The sequence below is a fragment of the Burkholderiales bacterium genome (assembly GCA_036262035.1).
Taxonomy (GTDB): Bacteria; Pseudomonadota; Gammaproteobacteria; order Burkholderiales; family SG8-41; genus JAQGMV01.
Genome location: DATAJS010000028.1, coordinates 1 through 19151, shown reverse-complemented (window position 1 = coordinate 19151; position 19151 = coordinate 1). Strand labels below are relative to the sequence as shown.

Sequence of the window (19151 nt, the reverse complement as noted above, 5' to 3'; positions counted from 1 at the left end):
TCGTACACACGAGAGAACAAGGACTTATCCTCAAATAACACGAGGCGATCGAGGGTGTATGTAGGGAAATACCTGATCTGTCCGCGCGGGCGCGATCTTCGCAGCGTGCGCGGTCAGTCCTTCTTACCTGCCGGGCTCAGAAGCGGTCGCGCTGGACCGCGTTCTCGAAACGCGTGAACTTGCCGAGGAAGGTGAGATCGATCTTGCCGACCGGGCCGTTACGCTGCTTGGCGATGATGAGCTCGGCGAGGCCTTTCGCCTCGGGCGACGGGTTGTACACCTCGTCGCGGTAGATGAACATGATGACGTCGGCGTCCTGCTCGATGGCGCCCGATTCGCGCAGGTCCGACATCATCGGACGCTTGTCCTGACGCGCGTCGACGCTGCGGTTGAGCTGCGACAGCGCGATCACCGGCACCTTGAGCTCTTTCGCGAGGCTCTTCAGCGAGCGCGAGATCTCCGCGATCTCGGTCGCGCGGTTCTCGCCCGCGGTATTGCTCGTGCCCGACATGAGCTGCAGGTAATCGATGATGATCATCGAGAGACCGCCGCACTGACGGTGCAGGCGCCGCGCGCGCGATCTCACCTCGAGCACGTTCAGGCCCGCGGTGTCGTCGATGTACATCTGCGATTCGTTGAGCTTGCCGACCGCGTCGACGAGCTTGGTCCAGTCGTCTTCCTTGAAGGTGCCGGTGCGAAGCTCGTGCTGGTCGACGCGGCCGACCGAGCCGATCATGCGCATCGCGAGCTGCGGCCCCGACATCTCCATGCTGAACACCGCGACGGCTTTCTTCTCGAACAGCGCGACGTGCTCGGCCATGTTCATGACGATCGTGGTCTTGCCCATCGACGGGCGGCCCGCAACGATGATGAGCTCGCCCGCCTGCAGTCCCGACGTCATGCGGTCGAGGTCGACGAAGCCGGTCGGCACCCCGATCACGTCCTGCTTGTTCTCGCGGCTGTAGAGCATGTCGATGCGCTCTACGGTCTCGGTCAGGATCGGGTCGATCTTGATGAAACCCTGGTGCGCCTTGCTGCGGACCTCGGCGATCCTGAAGATCTTCGCCTCGGCCTCGTCGATGAGCACGCTCGCGTCGCGCCCGAGGGGCGAATAGGCGGAGTCGGCGATCTCGGTGCCGATCGAGGCGAGATTGCGCATGATGGAACGCTCGCGGACGATCTCGGCGTAGCGGCGGATGTTCGCCGCGCTCGGGGTATTGATCGCGAGCGTGCCGATATAGGCCTGGCCGCCCACTTCGGCGAGCTTGCCGCCGAGCTCCAGGCTCTCCGCGACGGTGAGCGCATCGGCCGGTTTGTTCTCTTCGATGAGCCGGGCGATGTGATTGAAGATCGCACGATGGTCGCTGCGGTAGAAATCGGCCTCGCCGACGACGTCGGCGATGCGATCCCACGCGCTGTTGTCGAGCAGCAGCCCTCCGAGCACCGACTGCTCGGCTTCGATCGACTGCGGCGGTATACGAGCCGCATCCAGTTGGGCATCACGAACGATCGAAGTAACAGCCTGTGCCATGCTCGACAAGATTCCGGAAGATTGCGCGAAGTCGCATTCGAGTTTATAGAAAAGATCGCAAAACAAAAGGGCTGCAAGCAGCCCTTTTTGCTCTCTGTCGCGCTCGAAAAACTACGTCGTCGTTAAGCCTTGGTTAATCAGCGAAAGTTTTGCCACGCAGCGCGTTACGCCTGCTCCGGCACGACGGTCACGTTCACCGTGACGACGACGTCGGTGTGCAGCGCGACCTTCAGCGGATGCTCGCCGATGTTCTTCAGCGGCCCCTGCGGCATGCGCACCGCGGACTTCTGCACCTCGAAGCCCTGCGCCTTCAGCGCTTCCGCGACGTCGGCGTTGGTGACCGAGCCGAAGAGCTTGCCGTCGACGCCGGCTTTCTGCGTGATCTGCACCGCGAGGCCTTCGAGCTTCTCGGCCTTGCCCTGCGCGTCGGCGAGCAGCAAAGCCTGCGCTTTCTCCAGCTCGGCACGGCGCTGCTCGAACTCGGCGAGGTTGTCCTTCGTGGCGCGCTTCGCCTTTCCTTGCGGGATCAGGAAGTTGCGCGCGTAGCCGTCGCGCACTTTGACGACGTCACCGAGGCCGCCGAGATTGACGACTTTTTCCAGCAAAATGATCTGCATCTCGCAAGCTCCTTAGTGCGTATCGGTGTACGGCAGCAGCGCGAGGAAGCGCGCGCGCTTGATCGCCACCCCGAGCTGTCGCTGGTAGCGCGCCTTGGTGCCGGTGATGCGCGCCGGGATGATCTTGCCGTTCTCGTTGATGAAATCCTTGAGGATCCCGATGTCCTTGTAATCGACCTGCTTGATGTTCTCCGCGGTGAAGCGGCAGAACTTGCGGCGGCGGAACAGCGCGCCGCCGCGCTTGTCGCGGCCCTTGCCCTTCAGCTTCGCTTTCGCCTTCGCCCTCGCGCGGGCGGCTCGACTCATCATCGCCATGTTCGTGTCCTTACAATAATTCGGTTCTGGTTGCGTGCAGTATGAGCTGCGCGCTCATGCGGTTCTTGCGGTTCAGGAATCCGGTAACGCTGACCCCGGTGCCGGCGCTCATTTTCGCGAGCTCGTTCGCGAGCTCGCCGAGCGCCACGCAGTTCATCTCGCATTCCACCTGCCGTTTGAAACCGGCTTCGATCTGCATCGACTTGTGGGCGAGCGTGAATTGCAGCAGCGGCAGTCCGGCGGGCGTATGGCGCAGCGGTTCGACGTGGGCGAGCGTGCCCGCGAGCGTGACCGCGTTGTCCATGCGCTCCTCGCGCGGCGTTACGCCTGCGCGGGCTGCTGCGCTGCTGCCGGAGCAGCCGCGGGGGCCGCGGGGGCCGCGCTCTCGCGTGCCGCGCCCTTGTCTTCCGAGGTCGTCGGCATGGAGCGCGACTTCTCTTCCTTCATCATCGCCGAAGGCGTGGTGACGGCCTCGGTCATGACGACGGTGAGATGGCGCAGGACCGCGTCGTTGAACTTGAAGGCGTGCTCGAGCTCGGTCAGGGTCTCGTTGTCGCACTCGATGTTCATGAGAACGTAGTGCGCCTTGTGGACCTTCTCGATCGGGTAGGCGAGCTGCCGGCGGCCCCAGTCTTCGAGGCGATGGATGTTGCCTTTGCGGCCGGTGACCATCTGGCGATAGCGCTCGACCATCGCCGGAACCTGCTCGCTCTGGTCCGGGTGGACGATGAAAACGATTTCGTAATGTCGCATCGGGCTTGGAGCTCCTTGTGGGTAAGCCGCCCGCTGGTGCGATAGCGGTGCGGCAAGGAAAAGTCCGCCTGAGACGCCGCGGACTTAAGGTCTGGCCGGAATGGACCCCAGCCTAGGGAAGGGCGGGATTATACGTAAGTGCTTGAGAAAAAACAAACCCTTACGGCTTGATGCCGCGCTGGCGGCGCGTCTCCGCGAGGCAGATGCCCGCCGACACCGACACGTTCAGGCTCTCCACCGTCCCCAGCATCGGGATCCGTACGAGCTCGTCGCAGTTTTCCCGGGTGAGGCGGCGCATCCCCTCGCCTTCGGCGCCCATGACCCAGGCCAGCGGCCCGGCGAGCCTGGCTTCGTACAGGGTCTGCCCGGCGCGCTCGTCGGTGCCCAGCAGCCACACGCCCCGGTCCTTGAGCTCGCGCATCGCGCGGGCGAGATTGGTCACCGGGATGTACGGGACCGTCTCGGCTGCCCCGCTCGCCACTTTCGACACCGTCGCGTTGATCCCGACCGCGCGGTCCTTGGGCGCGAGCAGCGCATGCACGCCCATCGCGTCCCCCACCCGCAGGCAGGCGCCGAGGTTGTGCGGATCGGTGATCCCGTCGAGGATGAGCAGCAGCGGCGGCTCGTCGAGCGCATCGAGCACGTCATCGACGTGCGTCGGCAGCTTCGCGACCTCGATGCGCGCGGCGACGCCCTGGTGCCGCGCGTGCTGGCTCATGCCGTCGAGCCTTTTGGCGTCCACGCGCATGACGCGGATGCCGCGCTCCTCCGCCGCTTTCGCGAGATCGAGCGAGCGCCGGTCCTCGCGCGCCGCGTCGAGATAGAGCTCTTTCACGCTCGCCGCGCTGCTGCGGATGCGGCTCGTGACCGCGTGAAAGCCGTAGATGGTGCGCGTCTCGGCCATCACGCGAGCACGAAATCGATGCGCGTCGTATCGAGCGCGACGCGCACGAGCTTCACGCGGATGCGGTCGCCGAGGCGGTAGCGCTGCTTGGTGCGCTCGCCGACGAGCTGGTGCTTGATCGCTTCGAAATGGTAGTAGTCCTTGCCGAGCTCCGAGACGTGCACCAGCCCCTCCACGTACAGCTCGTCGAGCGCGACGAACGCCCCGAACGCGGCGACCCCGCTGATCGTTCCCATGAACGTCTCGCCGACACGGTCCTTCATGTAGTACGACTTCAGCCAGTTGGTGACGTCGCGAGTCGCCTCGTCGGCGCGGCGCTCGGTCCCCGAGCAGTGGTCGCCGAGCTTGTGCCAGTCGCCGGGGTTATAACGCTTGCGCTTGAGCGCCGCCTTGATCGCGCGGTGCACGAGCAGATCGGGATAGCGCCGGATCGGCGAGGTGAAGTGAGTGTACGACTCGTACGCGAGACCGAAGTGGCCGACGTTGTCGGGCGTGTACACCGCCTGCTGCAGCGAACGCAGCATCACGGTCTGCAGGAGCTGCGCGTCGGGCCGGTTCTTGATCTTTTCCAGCAGCTTCGCGTAGTCCTTCGCCGTCGGCTCGTCGCCGCCCGACAGCGACAGCCCGAACCCTTTCAGGAATTCACGCAGCGCGGACAGCTTCTCCGGCGTCGGTCCTTCGTGCACGCGATAGAGCATCGGCTGCTTCTTCTTGCCGAGGAAGTCGGACGCGCAGACGTTCGCCGCGAGCATGCACTCCTCGATGACGCGATGGGCGTCGTTCCGGCGCACCGGAACGATGCGCTCGATCTTGCCCTGGTCGTCGAAGATGATCTGGGTCTCGATCGTCTCGAAGTCGATCGCGCCGCGCGCCTGCCGCGCCTTCACCAGCAGCTTGAAGAGCTTGTAGAGGTTCTGGATATGCGGCACCAGCTGCGCGTTGGCGTGCGCCGCATCGCCGCCCGGTTTCTCGATGATCTCGCCGACCAGCGTATAGGTGAGCCGCGCGTGCGAGAGCATCACCGCGGGATAGAACTTGTAGCTCTTGAACTCGCCGTCGCTCGTGAACTCCATGTCGCAGATCACGCACAGCCGCTCGACGTGCGGGTTGAGCGAGCAGAGGTCGTTCGAGAGCCGCTCCGGCAGCATCGGGATGACCCGCCGCGGGAAGTACACCGAGTTGCCGCGCGACTGCGCTTCGCGGTCGAGCGCGTCGCCGTGGGTGACGTAGTGCGAGACGTCGGCGATCGCGACGACGAGGCGATAACCGCCCTTGCCCTTGCCGCGGGTCGCTTTCAGGGGCTCGCAGTACACCGCGTCGTCGAAGTCCTTGGCGGTCTCGCCGTCGATCGTCACCAGCGGCAGGTCGCGCACGTCGACGCGGCCTTCGCGGTCGGCCTCCGTCACCCCTTTCGGGAAGAGCGCCGCGAGGCGTTCGACCTCGCGCGAGAAGACGTACGGGAGATCGTGCTTGCGCAGCGCGATCTCGATCTCCATGCCGGGATCGGCGTAGTTGCCGAGCACTTCCACCACGCGCGCGACCGGCTGCACCTGGCGCGAAGGCTGCACGACGATCTCGATCGTCACCACCTGCCCCGCCTTCGCCCCGGAGCTCTCGTCGTGCGGGATGAGGAAATCGCGATTGATGCGCTTGTCCTCGGGCGACACGAAGAGCAGCCCGTGCTCGTTCCTCAAGCGGCCGACGAGCTTTCTTTGCGCGCGCTCGATCACTTCGACGATCTTGCCTTCCGGACGTCCCCGGCGGTCGGTGCCGGAGATGCGCGCCATCACGCGGTCGCCGTGCAGCGCCTTCTGCATCTCGTGGAAGCCGAGGAAGAGATCCGGACCGCCTTCGTCGCGGATGACGAAGCCGAAACCGTCGGGATGACCGTGCACGCGGCCGCGCACCAGGTCGAGCTTGGCGACCACGCACACGTCGCCGGCGCGGTTGCGCATGATCTCGCCGTCGCGCTCCATCGCCGCGACGCGCCGCTGGAACGCGCTGCGCTCGTCGCGCTTGATCTCGAGCAGCACTGCGAGCTCGTCCTCGGGTACCGGCACACCCTGCTCGTGCAGGGTCTCCAGGATGTACTCGCGGCTCGGCAGCGGCTCGTCGTAGCGGCTCTTCTCGCGCTCGTAATAGGGATCGCGCGAGCGGCGGCCCGTCTTGGTCGCGGTGCGTCGCACGCGCCGTTCGGGAATACGCGACGTGCGCGCATTGGGCCTCGTGCGCTTGGTGGCCTGCCTCTTCATTTGTGTCCGTTCAAGCGTTCGGTTAGAATTCGCCACCACGCCGAGGTGGCGGAATTGGTAGACGCACTAGGTTCAGGTCCTAGCGGTGGCAACACCGTGGGGGTTCGAGTCCCTTCCTCGGCACCACACTCGAAACGCGGAACGAATGTTCCGCGTTTTTTTTTTGCGCGCGCTCAGGCGAACGGGTGACGCCGCACGATCGTCTGGTCGCGGTCGGGTCCGGTCGAGATGAGATCGACGGGCACCCCGCAGACCGCCTGCATGCGGTCGAGGTACGCCTGCGCGGCCTTCGGTAGAGCGTCGAAGGTCGTCACGCCGACCGTGCTCTCCGACCATCCCGGGAGCGATTCGTACACCGGCTCGCATTCCTCCAGCATCTCCGCGCCGAACGGCAGGATGTCGCTCTCCTTGCCGCTCGCGCAGCGGTAGCCGACGCCGAGCCGCACTTCCTCCATGCCGTCGAGCACGTCGAGCTTGGTGACGCATAGTCCCGAGACGCCGTTGATCTGTATCGAGCGCTTCAGCGCGGCGGCGTCGAACCACCCGCAGCGCCGCGGGCGTCCGGTGGTCGCGCCGACTTCGTTACCGCGGCTTGCAAGCTGTCTGCCCACGTCGTCGTCGAGCTCGGTCGGAAACGGTCCCGAGCCCACGCGCGTGGTGTAGGCCTTGGTGATGCCGAGCACGTAGTGCAGGCCGCTCGGGCCCACGCCCGCCCCGGCCGCAGCCGCGCCCGCGACGCAGTTGCTCGAGGTGACGTACGGATACGTGCCGTGGTCGACGTCGAGCAGCGTGCCCTGCGCGCCTTCGAACAGGAGGTTGTTGCCCGCGGTCTGCGCTTCGTACAGCAGCCGCGGCACGTCGCCGACCATCGGCGCGATGCGCTCGGCGAGCGCCAGCGTCTCGTCCAGCGTCTGGTTGAAGTCGACCGTCGGCGCCTTGTAATAGTTCTTCAGCATGAAGTTGTGATAGTCGAGGACTTCCCCCAATTTGGCCGCGAAGCGCTTGCGGTGGAAGAGGTCCTGCAGGCGGATCGCGCGCCGCGCGACCTTGTCCTCGTATGCGGGCCCGATGCCGCGCCCGGTCGTGCCGATCTTGGCCTCGCCTTTCGCGGCCTCGCGCGCGCGGTCGACCGCGCCGTGGTACGGCAGGATGAGCGGGCACGCCTCGGAGATCTTCAGCCGCGAGGTGACGTCCACGCCTGCGGCGTGCAGCGTGTCCACCTCCTCGAGCAGCGCCTGCGGCGAGAGCACCACGCCGTTGCCGATGTAGCACGCGACCTTGTCGCGCAGGATGCCCGACGGGATGAGGTGCAGCACGGTCTTCTCGCCGCCGATGACCAGCGTGTGACCGGCGTTGTGACCGCCCTGGAAACGCACCACGCCCTGCGCGCGATCGGTCAGCCAGTCGACGATCTTTCCCTTGCCTTCGTCGCCCCACTGGGTGCCGACGACCACCACGTTCTTAGCCATCTCTAGATTCTCTCCAAGTGCCACTTGCCCTGGCGCTGCACGAGCCGACGGTCGCACGAGGTGTCGCCGTCCACGTGACCCGGCAGCTCGACCACCACCGCGGTGCCTCGCGCGCGCAGCAGCGCGATGCGTCGCTGCAGCGCCGCGTCGCCGGGTTTGTAAGGCGCGAGCACGCCTGCGCGCGCGTGGTTTCCCGGCGACAGCGCCGCGAGCTCGCGTAAATCCATGCTGAAGCCGGTCGCCGGACGCGCGCGTCCGAACGCCTGGCCGACCTCGTCGTAGCGACCGCCGAGCCCGATCGCCGACGACTGTCCCTGCGCGTACGCGGCGAACACCACGCCGCTGTGATACGCGTAACCGCGCAGCTCGGCGAGGTCGAAGCAGCGGATCGGCGCGGTATCGGAGAGACGCTGCGACAGCGCCTGCAGGTCCTGCAACGCCGAGGCGATCTCCGGATGCGAGGGCAGCGTGCGTTTCGCTTTCTTCAGCACCTCCGGCCCGCCGTAGAGCTCGGGCAGCGCCGCGAACGCGTCCGCCGCCGCGCGCGGCAGCTTCTTCGTGAGCTCGCGCACCGCCGGCGCGTCCTTCACCTGCATGGCCCTGAAGAGCTCCTCCTCCGCCTCGCGCGCAAGTCGCGCGCGCGCAACCAAGGCGCGAAAGATGCCGACGTGGCCGATGTCGAGGTGCGCATCGGCGATGCCGGCGGCCTCGAGCGCGCGCAGCAGGAGCTGCTGGATCTCGAGGTCGGCTTCGATGCCTTTGTGGCCGTAGATCTCGGCGCCGATCTGCAGCGGCTCGCGCGTGCGGTTCATGCCCTTGGGCAGGGTGTGCAGCACGCTGCCCGCGTAGCAGAGGCGCGTGACGCCGCTGCGATTCAGAAGGTGCGCATCGATGCGCGCCACCTGCGGCGCGATGTCGGCCCGCAAGCCCAGCATCCGCCCCGAGAGCTGGTCGACCAGCTTGAACGTCTGCAGGTCGAGGTCGTGGCCGGTGCCGGTGAGCAGCGAATCGACGTGCTCGAGGAGCGGCGGCATGACGAGCTCGTAGCCCGAGAGCGTGAAGAGGTCGAGGATGTCGCGCCGCAGCCGCTCGATGCGCGCGGCCTCCCGGGGCAGGATGTCCTCGATGTACTCCGGGAGGAGCCAGGCGCGCATAGACGTACGTTGCAAGGTCAAAACCGCGGAATTATAGGTCAAATGAGGGGCTTACTGGCGTACCACGTAGAGCAGCAGCAGCCCGGCGAGCATCGAGGTGAGCCCGATGAAGCGAATCTGGCCGTCGCTCATCTCGGTCAGCTTGCGAAAGGTCTCGCGCCACATCCCGGGCACGAGGAAAGGGAGCACCCCTTCGATGACCAGCATCAGCGCGAGCGCGGTCAGCAGCGTATTGCTCATCGGCGCTCCGAACAGAGCGAAACTATTTGCCGCCGGCTTTGCCGCCCGATCTCAGGTAGCGGAAGAACTCCGAATTGGGCTCGAGGACCAGCACGTCGTTCTTGCTCTTGAAGCTCTGCCGGTACGCCTCGAGGCTGCGATAGAACGTATAGAACTCCTGATTGGCCTGCGTCGCGCCGGCGAAGATCGCGGTCGCCTTGGCGTCGCCGTCACCCTTGATCTTCTGGGCGTCGCGATACGCCTGGGCGAGGATGACTTCGCGCTGGCGGTCGGCGTCCGCACGGATCTTTTCCGATTCCGCCGAGCCGGTGGAGCGCAGCTCGTTCGCCACGCGCTTCCTTTCAGCTTCCATGCGCTTGTACACCGACTCGCTCACCTCGGTCGGCAGGTCGACACGCTTCATGCGCACGTCGAGCACCTGCACGCCGATCTTGGAGGCGTCCTCGTTCGCGCGCTGGCGCATGAGCTCCATGATCTTGTCGCGCTCGCCCGACACGACCTCGTGCACCGTGCGGTTGCCGAACTCGGCGCGCAGGCTGTCGTTGATCGTCTGCAGCAGGCGCGTCCTCGCGCGCGCTTCGTCGCCGCCGACCGAGACGTAGTAATTGCGCACGTCGATGATGCGCCATTTCACGAACAGGTCGACGAGCACGTTCTTCTTTTCCGACGTGAGGAAGCGCTCCGGCTCGGCGCTGTCGATCGTCAGTATTCGCGTATCGAAGTAGCGGACGTTGTCGAAGAGCGGCAGCTTCACGTACAGCCCCGGGTCCTTCTTCACGTTCACCACTTCGCCCAGGCGGAAGACGATCGCGTTCTGGCGCTGGTCGACGACGAAGAGCGACAGCGCCGCGACCACGAGCATGAGGACGGCGACGACCGCGATCACACCGGCGTAGCGTCTCATCAGCGCGACTCCCTTTCCCGGCTGCGGAACGCTTCGCGCGAACGGGCCGTCGCGGGTTCCTGCTGCTGCGGCGCTTCGGCGGCCTTGTGCGGCTCGGCGGCCGCCGGGGCGGCCATCTGCATCAGCTTGTCGAGCGGCAGGTAGAGGAGGTTGCCGCCGCCTTTCTGGTCGATCAGGACCTTGCTCGTGTTCGCGAGGATCTGCTGCATCGCTTCGATGTAGAGGCGGTCGCGCGTCACCTGCGGCGCCTTGTTGTATTCGGCGACGACCTGGCGGAAGCGCGCCGCGTCGCCTTCGGCCTGCTCGATCACGCGCTGGCGATAGCCTTCGGCTTCCTCGCCGAGTCGCGCGGCCATGCCTCGCGCTTTCGGAATGACGTCGTTGGCATAGGCCTGCCCTTCGTTCTTCTGGCGCTCGCGGTCCTGGCTCGCGCGCACTGCGTCGTCGAAGGCGGCCTGCACTTCCTGCGGCGGCTGCGCGTTCTGCATCGTCACTTTCGAAATATTGATGCCGGTGCCGTAACGGTCGAGGATCTCCTGCATGAGCTTGTGCGAGCGCTGCGCCACCTCGGCGCGGCCTTCGTACAGCACGAAATCCATGCTGCTCTTGCCGACGACCTCGCGAACCGCGGTCTCGGCCGCCTGCAGCACCGTCTCGTCGGGCTCGCGGCTGTTGAAGAGGTAGTCGTTCGGGCTCTTGAGCACGTATTGCACGGCGAACTGGACGTCGACGATGTTCTCGTCGTCGGTGAGCATCAGAGATTCCTTCAGGACCTTGTTCTTGACCGTATTGCGGTAGCCGACCTCGACCGTGCGCACGCCGAGCAGGTTGACGACCTCGGCCGATTCGACCGGATACGGCAGGTGCCAGCGGGGTCCGGGCATCGTGGTCTCGACGAATTTGCCGAAACGCAGCACCACGCCGCGCTGACCTTCCGGGACGATGTAGAAGCCGCTCGCGAGCCAGACGATCACGACGAGACCGATGAGCAGCCCGACGCCGCCCCCCATGCGCCGGGGGACGCGCGGACCGCCGCCGCCGGTATCGCCGCCGCGGCCGCCGAACAGGCCCTGCAGCTTGCGGTTGAAGTTGCGCCAGAGCTCTTCGAGATCGGGAGGTCCCTGGTTGCCGCCGCTGGGACGCCGGCCCCAGTTCGGATCGTTGAGCGACATCAGCGCGCCCAGCACGGTGGCGACGCGCCGCCTGAGATAGTCGCGAGCCGACCTTAACGTCGCTGTCATGAAAGCCCTGAGGACGGGTTGATTATGTAGAGGATACCGCGACTGCAGATATTCATGCCGCGGCTGGGCGTTGATCCCGCACGGGAAGCACGCCGGTGGCATGTTCTTCCAGTGCCCGGCGCACCGAATCGAGCCCCGACCCGGACGAGGCTGAGATCCAAACTCGCGCGATCTTACCATACTCGTCGCGCTCGACATGGGGCGCGAATTGCGTGAGATCGATCTTGTTCAGCACGATCACCTGCGGGATCGCGTCGGCCCCGATCTCTTTCAGCACGTCGTTCACCGCTTCGATCTGCGCTTCGCGATCGGCGCTGCTGGCGTCGACGACGTGCAGCAACAGATCGGCGTGCACCGTCTCTTCCAGGGTGGCGCGAAACGCCGCGACCAGCGTGTGGGGCAGATGACGGATGAATCCCACGGTGTCGGACACGACGATCGACGCCCCGCTGTCGCTGCGGATGCGCCGCGTCGTCGTATCGAGGGTCGCGAAGAGCTGATCGGCGGCATACGCGCCGGCGCGGGTGAGCCGGTTGAAGAGCGTCGACTTGCCGGCGTTGGTGTAACCGACGAGCGAGACCGAGAACACGTTCGCGCGCTCGCGCGCCCGCCGCTGCACCGCGCGCTGCGCCTGCATGCGGGCGAGCTTTTCCTTGAGGGTCTTCACGCGCTTGCCGAGGAGACGCCGGTCGGTCTCGAGCTGGGTCTCGCCCGGGCCGCGCAGGCCGATACCGCCTTTCTGCCGTTCGAGGTGGGTCCAGCCCCGGATGAGCCGGGTGGACAGGTGCTCGAGCTGCGCGAGCTCGACCTGCACCTTGCCTTCGTGGCTCCTTGCGCGCTGCGCGAAGATGTCGAGGATGAGGCTGGTGCGGTCGATGACGCGGCACTGCAGCCGCTGCTCGAGGTTGCGCTCCTGGACGGGCGAGAGCTCGTGGTTGAAGATCGTGAGCGGCGACTGCGTCTCGGCCACGGTCTGGGCGATCTGCTCGACCTTGCCCTTGCCGGCGAAGAGCGCCGGATCGGGCCGCTCGCGGCGCCCTTTCACGACGGTGAGCGCGGACAGGCCGGCGCTCGACGCGAGCTGCTTCGCTTCTTCGAGGCTTTCGGCGTAATCGGTCTTGCCGAAATCGAGACCGACCAGGACCGCCTGCCCGCTGCTGCCTGGGCGTTCGGACATCAATTACCCGGAAGGACGGACATCACTCCTGCGCTTGATCCGCCTGGAAATTCACCGGACGCGCGGGCACCACGGTCGAGATCGCGTGCTTGTACACCATCTGGGTGACGGTGTTCTTCAGCAGCACGACGTACTGGTCGAACGAATCGATCTGGCCCTGCAGCTTGATGCCGTTGACGAGGTAAATCGAGACGGGGATGTGTTCCTTACGCAGCGTGTTCAGGAACGGGTCTTGTAATAACTGCCCCTTGTTGCTCATGGTACCCTCGCCGTTTGTAGTTCTCGGATTGACACTCTATATGAATTTTTTTCGTAGCGCCATTGAGTTAGCCGCGCTACTCGGTGTTTGACGCAGCTCACGCGTAAGGGTTCCGCCCCGTCTTCAGCTCCACCTTGAGCGGCGTGCCTTGCAATTTAAAAGCCTCCCTGAAATAGCGCTCCAGGTAACGCCGGTAGCTGTCGGGCACGTGCTCGAGCTGGGTGCCGTGGACGATGATCCGCGGCGGGTTCGACCCGCCCTGGTGGGCGTAGCGCAGCTTGGGCCTGCCGTAGCCGGCGCGCGGCGGCTGCTGCTGGCTGACCGCGGCGATCAGCGCCCGGGTCAGCCGGGGCGTCGGGAGCTTGGCCATCGCGGCGGCATAGGCGGCGTCGACCGACTTCATGAGCCCGCCGATCCCGTGCCGCTCGAGGGCCGAGATGAAGTGCAGCCGCGCGAAGCCCAGGAAGTTGAGCTTGCGCGAGACGGTGCGCTTGGCCATGTCGCGCTCGCCTTCATCGAGCGCTTCCCACTTGTTGACCGCCAGCACCAGCGCCCTGCCCGCCTCCAGGATGAAACCGGCGATGTGCGCGTCCTGCTCCGAGATCTCCTGCTTGGCGTCGAGCACCAGCACCGCCACGTTGGCGTCGGCGATCGCCTGCATCGTCTTCACCACCGAGAACTTCTCGGCGGCTTCGTTGATGCGGCCGCGCTTGCGCACGCCCGCCGTGTCGATCAGCGTATACGGCTTGCCGTGCCACTCGAAATCCATGTAGATCGAGTCGCGCGTGGTGCCCGGCTGGTCGAACACGATCACGCGCTCTTCCCCGAGCAGCGCATTGACCAGCGTCGACTTGCCGACGTTGGGACGCCCCACGATCGCGATGCGCGGGTGCTTCTCGTCGCTGTCCGAGCGTTCCTCGGCCTCTGGAAAGTCGGCGAGGACGATGTCCATGAGCTCGGTGACGTTCTCGCCGTGCGCCGCGGCGATCGTCAGCGGGTCGCCCAGCGCGAGCTCGTGGAATTCCAGCGCGGCCCGCTCGGGCTGCAGGCCCTCGGCCTTGTTGACCACCACGTGCACCCGCCGCCCGCTCTTGCGCAGCTCCTCGGCGATGATGCGATCGTGGGCGGTCAGCCCGACGCGCGCGTCGACGGTGAAGAGCACGACGTCGGCCTCGTCGACCGCCTGCCGCGTCTGCCGCGCCATCTCGTGGTAGATGCCTTCGGTCGCGACCGGCTCGAAGCCCCCGGTGTCGACGGCCAGGTAAGACTTGCGTCCCACGCGGCCCCGACCGTAATGGCGGTCGCGGGTGATGCCCGGCTCGTCGTGGACGATCGCGTCCCGCGTTCGCGTCAGGCGATTGAACAGCGTGGACTTGCCGACGTTGGGGCGGCCGACGATGACGACGATGGGCAACATTCGTTGCTAGCGTTAAGTATTGAGTATTAAGTGTTTAGTTGAGCAGTGGCCGGCTTGAGCATCGCGTGCTGGCGGCACGGGTTTTCACTCAACACCAAACACTTAACACTAAACACTGTCCTTGCTATTGCACGGTAATGGCAAATACCCCGCCGTTCTTGGTCTGAACGAGCACGGTGTCGGCGTCGAGCGCGACCGGCGCTGCGCCGATGGCGCTGCCGTCGGTCGCGACGCGGCCCACGAACGAGCCGTCCTCGCGCGACAGCAGGTGCACGTAGCCCTCGAAATCGCCGACGATCACGTAGCGTCCGAACGCGAGCGGCGCGGTGACGAAGCGGCCCGCGAGCTTGTCCTGCTTCCACAGGCTGCCGCCGTTCGCCTTGTCGAGCGCGATGACCGCGTTCTTCTCGTCGGTGATGTAGGCGCCGCGGTGGTCGGCATCCATGCCGGCGTAGCTCGACATGTCGCGCGCCCAGATCGTGGTGCCGCTCTGGGTGTCGAAGCACGCGACGCGGCCCTGGTAGGCCACGGCGCACACGCGGTCGCCGTCGACGACCGGCAGGCCCATCACGTCGGCGACGCGCTCGAGCTCGGTCGTGCCGCGCGGCAGCGCCACCACGCTGTCCCAGCCGACCGCGCCGTTCTGCGCGTTGAGCGCGACGAGGCGGCCGCCGGGAAAGCCGGCGAAGATCGCGCCGCGCTCGAGCACGACACCGCTGTAGCTGCGCAGCGAGAGCGCGGGGGTCGTGCGCTGATAGACCCAGCGCTGCTTGCCGGTGACCGCGTCGAGCCCGTAGATGCGCCCGTCGCCCGCGCGCACCGCGACCAGCGTGCCCTCGACCGCGGGCGGCGCGAGCACTTCACCCGCGAGCTGCACTTTCCAGAGCTGCTTGCCCGACGCGTCGAAAGCCACCACCTCGCCTTTCGTGGTGCCGGCGAGCACCAGCGAGCCGCTCGCCGCGACGCCGCCCGAAAGCTTCGCGCCGGGGGTGATGCGATGCAGCGGATGGCCGTTCTTCGCTTCGAACCCGACGATCTGCCCCGACTCGCCCGCGGCGTACACCACGTTGCCGGTCACGGCCGGGAAGAAGATCGTGCGTTCCGCAGGACCGACCGCGCCTTTCCAGGCGATCTTCGCGTTCGCTGTGGCGTTGAGCGGCGGCAGCGGCGCGGGTTTCACCTTGGGTGCGGCGCCGAACCAGCGGTCGTAGGTGTTGCTGATCGTCGTGCCCATGCCGCACGCGGCGAGCATGGCCGCAAGGGCGGCCGCGGCGAGCGTGCGCCACAAGCTCATTTCGCTTCGCCCAGCGCGTCCATCTTGAGCTCGACCAGACGCCGGTAATTGCTGCCGGGATCGCTCTTGTCGAGCGCCTGCTGATAGGCCGCGCGCGCTTCGGCGGCCTTGCCCTGCGCCGACAGCACGTCACCCTTCAGGTCGGCGTAGAACACCGCGAAAGCGTCCCCGGTCTTGGCCGAGAGGAGCTTCAGCGCTTCGTCGTATTTCTTCTCGTCGAGGAGCACGCCGGCGAGGCGCAGCCGCGCGATGTCGCGCATCTCCTCTTCTTTGGCGTTGTCGGCCGCCCATTGCAGGCGCTTCTTGGCGTCGTCCATCTCGCCGGTGGACACGCCCGCTTTCGCCGCCGCCAGCGCGGCCATGCCGGCGTACTGGCTCGAGCCGTAACGATCGATGATCTGCGCCGCGATGTCGCGCACGCGCTTCGAATCGTTGCTGCGCTCGGCCTCGCTGAGCTGGGCGTACAGCAGCGACGCCTTCTCGGCCTGCTGGGCGCGGTAATAACGCCAGCCCTGGAAGGCCGCGATCGCGACGAGCGCGCTGATGACGACGAGCATCACGAGCTTGCCGTTGTCCACCCACCAGCCTTTGAGCGCGTCTATCTGTTCCTGTTCTTCGAGGTCGTAAGCCATGAGGTGCTTTCCTGGGATTTAAGTGGACGCGACGCGCGCGAGCGCTTCGGCGAGCGGCAGCTTCGCCTGCTCGGCCTCGACGCGCAGTGCTTTCAGCGTGAGGGTGCCGGCGCTCGCCTCGTCGTCACCGATGATGGCCGCATAGCGCGCGCCGCTGGCGTCGGCTCTCTTCATCTGCGACTTGAAGCTGCCGCCGCCGCAGTGGAGCACGACTCTGAGCCCGGCGTCGCGCATCTTCTCGGCGATGTCTTGCGCGTAGCGCGCCGCCGCCTCGCCCTGCCGCACCACGTAGATGTCGGGCGCGACCGCCGCGCGCGCCGGCCCTTCCTGCATGAGCGCGATCAGACGCTCGACGCCCATCGCGTAGCCGCACGCCGGCGCGGGTTTGCCGCCGATCTGCTCGACGAGGCCGTCATAACGCCCGCCCGCGCAGACCGTACCCTGCGCGCCTAGGCGCGTGGTCGTCCACTCGAACACGGTGCGGTTGTAGTAGTCGAGGCCGCGCACCAGGCGCGTGTTGATGCGGTATTCGACCCCGGCCGCGCGAAGGCCCGCCTGCACCGCTTCGAAATGCGCAGCGGACTCGGCGTCGAGATCGTCGATGAGCTTCGGCGCGTCCTCGATCAGCGACTGCATCGCGGGGGTCTTGCTGTCCAGAACGCGGAGCGGGTTGCTCGTGAGACGGCGCTGCGAATCGGCATCGAGCGCCTCGCGGTGCCGCTCGAGATATGCGACGAGCCGCTCGCGGTAACGCGCGCGCGCCTCCGCGCTTCCGAGCGAATTGAGCTCGAGCGCGATGTCGGCGAGGCCCAGCAGCCGCCACAGCCGCGCGCACATCACGATGTGCTCGATGTCGATGTCGGGCCCGGCGAACCCGAGCGCTTCGACGCCGAATTGGTGAAACTGGCGGTAGCGGCCCTTCTGCGGGCGCTCGTGCCTGAACATCGGCCCGGCGTACCACAGGCGCTGAGGCGAGCCGTAGAGCAGGTTGTGCTCGATCGCGGCACGTACGCACGACGCCGTGCCTTCGGGGCGCAGCGTCAGGCTTTCGCCGTTCAGCTCGTCGACGAAGGTGTACATCTCCTTCTCGACGATGTCGGTCACTTCGCCGATCGAACGCACGAAGAGCTCGGTGCGCTCGAGGATCGGCATGCGGATCTCGCGATAGCCGTACGCGCGCAGCCATTCGCGCACGGTGTGCTCGAAAAACTGCCACAGGTGGCTGTCGTCCGGCAGGACGTCGTTCATCCCGCGGACACCTTGTATCGTTTTGTTCATCGGATCTGGAACGAAACCGCGCCTAGCCGGCCGCGGATACGGCGTCTTTCTCCACCGCCGCCGCCGGCGACGGATACTTGTCCTGGACGTAGCGCTCGACGATGCGCTGGAACTCGCCCGCGATGTCGTCGCCCTTCAACGTGACGGTCTTCACGCCGTCGACGAACACCGGCGCCACCGGGTTCTCACCCGAGCCCGGCAGGCTGATGCCGATGTTGGCGTGCTTGCTCTCGCCCGGACCGTTCACCACGCAGCCCATCACCGCGACATGCATGTTCTCGACGCCCGGATGCGCGAGGCGCCATACCGGCATCTGGTCGCGCAGGTATTGCTGGATCTCGCCGGCGAGCGTCTGGAAGAAGGTGCTCGTCGTACGGCCGCAGCCCGGGCACGCGATCACCATCGGGGCGAACGAGCGCAAGCCCATCGTCTGCAGGATCTCCTGCGCGACGATCACTTCCTTCGTCCGATCGCCGCCGGGCTCGGGCGTGAGCGACACGCGGATCGTGTCGCCGATGCCTTCCTGCAGCAGCACCGCCATCGCCGCGGTCGAAGCGACGATGCCTTTGGACCCCATGCCGGCCTCGGTCAGGCCGAGGTGCAGCGCGTAATCGCACTTCGAGGCGAGGTCGCGATAGACCGCGATGAGATCCTGCACGCCGGAGACCTTGCACGAGAGCAGGATGCGGTCGTGCGCGAGGCCCCATTGTTCCGCCTGTCGCGCGCTGTCGAGCGCCGAGGCGACGAGCGCGCGGCGCGTGATCACCGCGGCGTCTTCGGGCTCGGGCAGCTTTGCGTTCTCGTCCATCATGCGCACGACGAGCTCTTGATCGAGGCTGCCCCAGTTGACGCCGATGCGCACCGGCTTGCCGTACCGACACGCGAACTCGATCATCGTGCCGAACTGATCGTCACGCTTGGAGCCGCGGCCGACGTTGCCCGGATTGATCCTGAGCTTCGCGAGCGCTTCGGCGCACGCCGGATGCTGCGTGAGCAGACGGTGGCCGTTGAAATGGAAATCGCCGACGAGCGGGACATCCACGCCCATCTTGTCCAGTGCGTCGCGAATGTGCGGGACCGCGGCCGCCGCTTCGGCGGTGTTCACGGTGACGCGCACGATCTCCGAGCCTGCGCGCGCGAGTGCCGCGGTCTGCTCGACCGTCGCCTGCACGTCCGCGGTATCGGTATTGGTCATCGACTGCACGACGATGGGCGCATCGCCGCCGACCTTGACGTGGCCGATGCGAACCTGGGCGCTCGCCCTGCGCGAGGCGGGACCGTATTCGGGAAGACAGCTCATTGGAGAGTGAGTCGGGCGACCGTGACACCGATGTGCGGCGCGAGGTCGACCGGCTTGTCGTCGTAGGACAGATGCACGCCGCGGGCGTTACCGACGACGAGCTTGAAAGGCGGCATGCCGTTGACGCGCTCTTCGGCGCCGGCCTTGTTCAGTTTGGAGAAGATCACCTTGTCGTTCCTGTCGCGTATCTCGACCCACGATTCGGTGTCGAACTTGAACGCGAGCGTGCGCGAGCCGGGGGGCTTGGCGGCGTCCGGGGCGGACGGAGCCGTGGCCGTGAGCTCGCCGGGCCGCGCCGGCGGCACGACCGCGGGTGCGACGCCGGGCGCGGGCGCCGCGCCGGGCGCTGCGGCGATGCCGGGCGCCGGCGCGCCGGGGATCGCGGCCGCCGGCGGCGATGCTCCGGGCCGCGGC

20 protein-coding genes and 1 tRNA gene are annotated in these 19151 nt (G+C 66.6%); 1 reads left to right on the top strand and 20 read right to left on the bottom strand.

Translation table 11 applies throughout. The features are described 5' to 3' along the window. Positions 1 to 136: 136 nt before the first annotated feature. The 7 genes from dnaB to rnr form a co-directional block, all read right to left on the bottom strand. On the bottom strand, positions 137 to 1531 hold the full coding sequence (gene dnaB, locus VHP37_27385) for a replicative DNA helicase (GenBank protein HEX2830100.1): 1395 nt from the start codon (positions 1529 to 1531) through the stop codon (positions 137 to 139). A gap of 164 nt (positions 1532 to 1695) precedes the next feature. After that, the gene (rplI, locus tag VHP37_27380) at positions 1696 to 2148 is read right to left on the bottom strand and encodes a 50S ribosomal protein L9 (protein HEX2830099.1); all 453 of its coding nucleotides are present in this window, start codon (positions 2146 to 2148) and stop codon (positions 1696 to 1698) included. A 12-nt stretch (positions 2149 to 2160) separates the two neighbouring features. Continuing rightward, positions 2161 to 2463 carry a 30S ribosomal protein S18 gene (rpsR, locus tag VHP37_27375; GenBank protein ID HEX2830098.1) on the bottom strand — a complete coding sequence of 101 codons (303 nt, stop codon included), beginning with the start codon at positions 2461 to 2463 and terminating at the stop codon, positions 2161 to 2163. Between the two features lie 10 nt (positions 2464 to 2473). Further along, on the bottom strand, positions 2474 to 2767 hold the full coding sequence (priB, locus tag VHP37_27370) for a primosomal replication protein N (protein ID HEX2830097.1): 294 nt from the start codon (positions 2765 to 2767) through the stop codon (positions 2474 to 2476). A 17-nt stretch (positions 2768 to 2784) separates the two neighbouring features. Further along, positions 2785 to 3216 carry a 30S ribosomal protein S6 gene (gene rpsF / locus VHP37_27365; GenBank protein ID HEX2830096.1) on the bottom strand — a complete coding sequence of 144 codons (432 nt, stop codon included), beginning with the start codon at positions 3214 to 3216 and terminating at the stop codon, positions 2785 to 2787. Between the two features lie 160 nt (positions 3217 to 3376). After that, positions 3377 to 4120: a 23S rRNA (guanosine(2251)-2'-O)-methyltransferase RlmB gene (gene rlmB, locus VHP37_27360; protein HEX2830095.1), complete on the bottom strand. Its 744-nt coding sequence runs from the start codon at positions 4118 to 4120 to the stop codon at positions 3377 to 3379. Next, complete coding sequence (rnr, locus tag VHP37_27355; GenBank protein ID HEX2830094.1) at positions 4120 to 6372, bottom strand: ribonuclease R; 2253 nt, start codon at positions 6370 to 6372, stop codon at positions 4120 to 4122. Before rnr ends, rlmB begins: the two co-directional genes overlap by 1 nt. Before the next feature lie 39 nt (positions 6373 to 6411). On the opposite strand from rnr, the gene VHP37_27350 reads away from it, so the two are divergent. Then, positions 6412 to 6498 (top strand) — tRNA-Leu (locus VHP37_27350). Between the two features lie 47 nt (positions 6499 to 6545). On the opposite strand, the gene VHP37_27345 is transcribed toward VHP37_27350, so the two are convergent. From VHP37_27345 to VHP37_27285, 13 genes are all read right to left on the bottom strand, one after another. Continuing rightward, the gene (locus tag VHP37_27345) at positions 6546 to 7841 is read right to left on the bottom strand and encodes an adenylosuccinate synthase (protein HEX2830093.1); all 1296 of its coding nucleotides are present in this window, start codon (positions 7839 to 7841) and stop codon (positions 6546 to 6548) included. Between the two features lie 2 nt (positions 7842 to 7843). Then, complete coding sequence (locus tag VHP37_27340; protein ID HEX2830092.1) at positions 7844 to 8995, bottom strand: ATP phosphoribosyltransferase regulatory subunit; 1152 nt, start codon at positions 8993 to 8995, stop codon at positions 7844 to 7846. A gap of 51 nt (positions 8996 to 9046) precedes the next feature. Beyond that, complete coding sequence (locus tag VHP37_27335) at positions 9047 to 9235, bottom strand: DUF2065 domain-containing protein (protein HEX2830091.1); 189 nt, start codon at positions 9233 to 9235, stop codon at positions 9047 to 9049. Positions 9236 to 9257: 22 nt separating this feature from the next. After that, positions 9258 to 10139, bottom strand: a complete 882-nt coding sequence (gene hflC / locus VHP37_27330; GenBank protein HEX2830090.1) for a protease modulator HflC — start codon at positions 10137 to 10139, stop codon at positions 9258 to 9260. Next, positions 10139 to 11311: an FtsH protease activity modulator HflK gene (gene hflK, locus VHP37_27325; GenBank protein HEX2830089.1), complete on the bottom strand. Its 1173-nt coding sequence runs from the start codon at positions 11309 to 11311 to the stop codon at positions 10139 to 10141. The genes hflC and hflK overlap by 1 nt, the downstream gene beginning before the upstream one ends. 121 nt (positions 11312 to 11432) lie before the next feature. Beyond that, the gene (gene hflX, locus VHP37_27320) at positions 11433 to 12557 is read right to left on the bottom strand and encodes a ribosome rescue GTPase HflX (protein HEX2830088.1); all 1125 of its coding nucleotides are present in this window, start codon (positions 12555 to 12557) and stop codon (positions 11433 to 11435) included. Between the two features lie 22 nt (positions 12558 to 12579). Next, positions 12580 to 12816, bottom strand: coding sequence for an RNA chaperone Hfq (gene hfq / locus VHP37_27315; protein ID HEX2830087.1), 237 nt, complete (start codon positions 12814 to 12816; stop codon positions 12580 to 12582). A gap of 97 nt (positions 12817 to 12913) precedes the next feature. After that, positions 12914 to 14233 (bottom strand): ribosome biogenesis GTPase Der, encoded by a 1320-nt coding sequence (gene der, locus VHP37_27310; protein HEX2830086.1) that lies wholly within the window; start codon positions 14231 to 14233, stop codon positions 12914 to 12916. 124 nt (positions 14234 to 14357) lie between these two features. Then, a complete protein-coding gene (gene bamB, locus VHP37_27305) occupies positions 14358 to 15527 on the bottom strand; it encodes an outer membrane protein assembly factor BamB (GenBank protein HEX2830085.1) in 1170 nt (389 codons plus the stop codon). Then, on the bottom strand, positions 15524 to 16159 hold the full coding sequence (locus tag VHP37_27300; GenBank protein ID HEX2830084.1) for a tetratricopeptide repeat protein: 636 nt from the start codon (positions 16157 to 16159) through the stop codon (positions 15524 to 15526). The genes bamB and VHP37_27300 overlap by 4 nt, the downstream gene beginning before the upstream one ends. A gap of 18 nt (positions 16160 to 16177) precedes the next feature. After that, positions 16178 to 17437 (bottom strand): histidine--tRNA ligase, encoded by a 1260-nt coding sequence (hisS, locus tag VHP37_27295; GenBank protein HEX2830083.1) that lies wholly within the window; start codon positions 17435 to 17437, stop codon positions 16178 to 16180. 22 nt (positions 17438 to 17459) lie between these two features. After that, on the bottom strand, positions 17460 to 18737 hold the full coding sequence (gene ispG, locus VHP37_27290) for a flavodoxin-dependent (E)-4-hydroxy-3-methylbut-2-enyl-diphosphate synthase (protein HEX2830082.1): 1278 nt from the start codon (positions 18735 to 18737) through the stop codon (positions 17460 to 17462). Next, on the bottom strand, positions 18734 to 19151 hold a 418-nt coding region (locus tag VHP37_27285), incomplete at its 5' end, for a DUF4115 domain-containing protein (GenBank protein HEX2830081.1). The genes VHP37_27285 and ispG, both read right to left, overlap by 4 nt.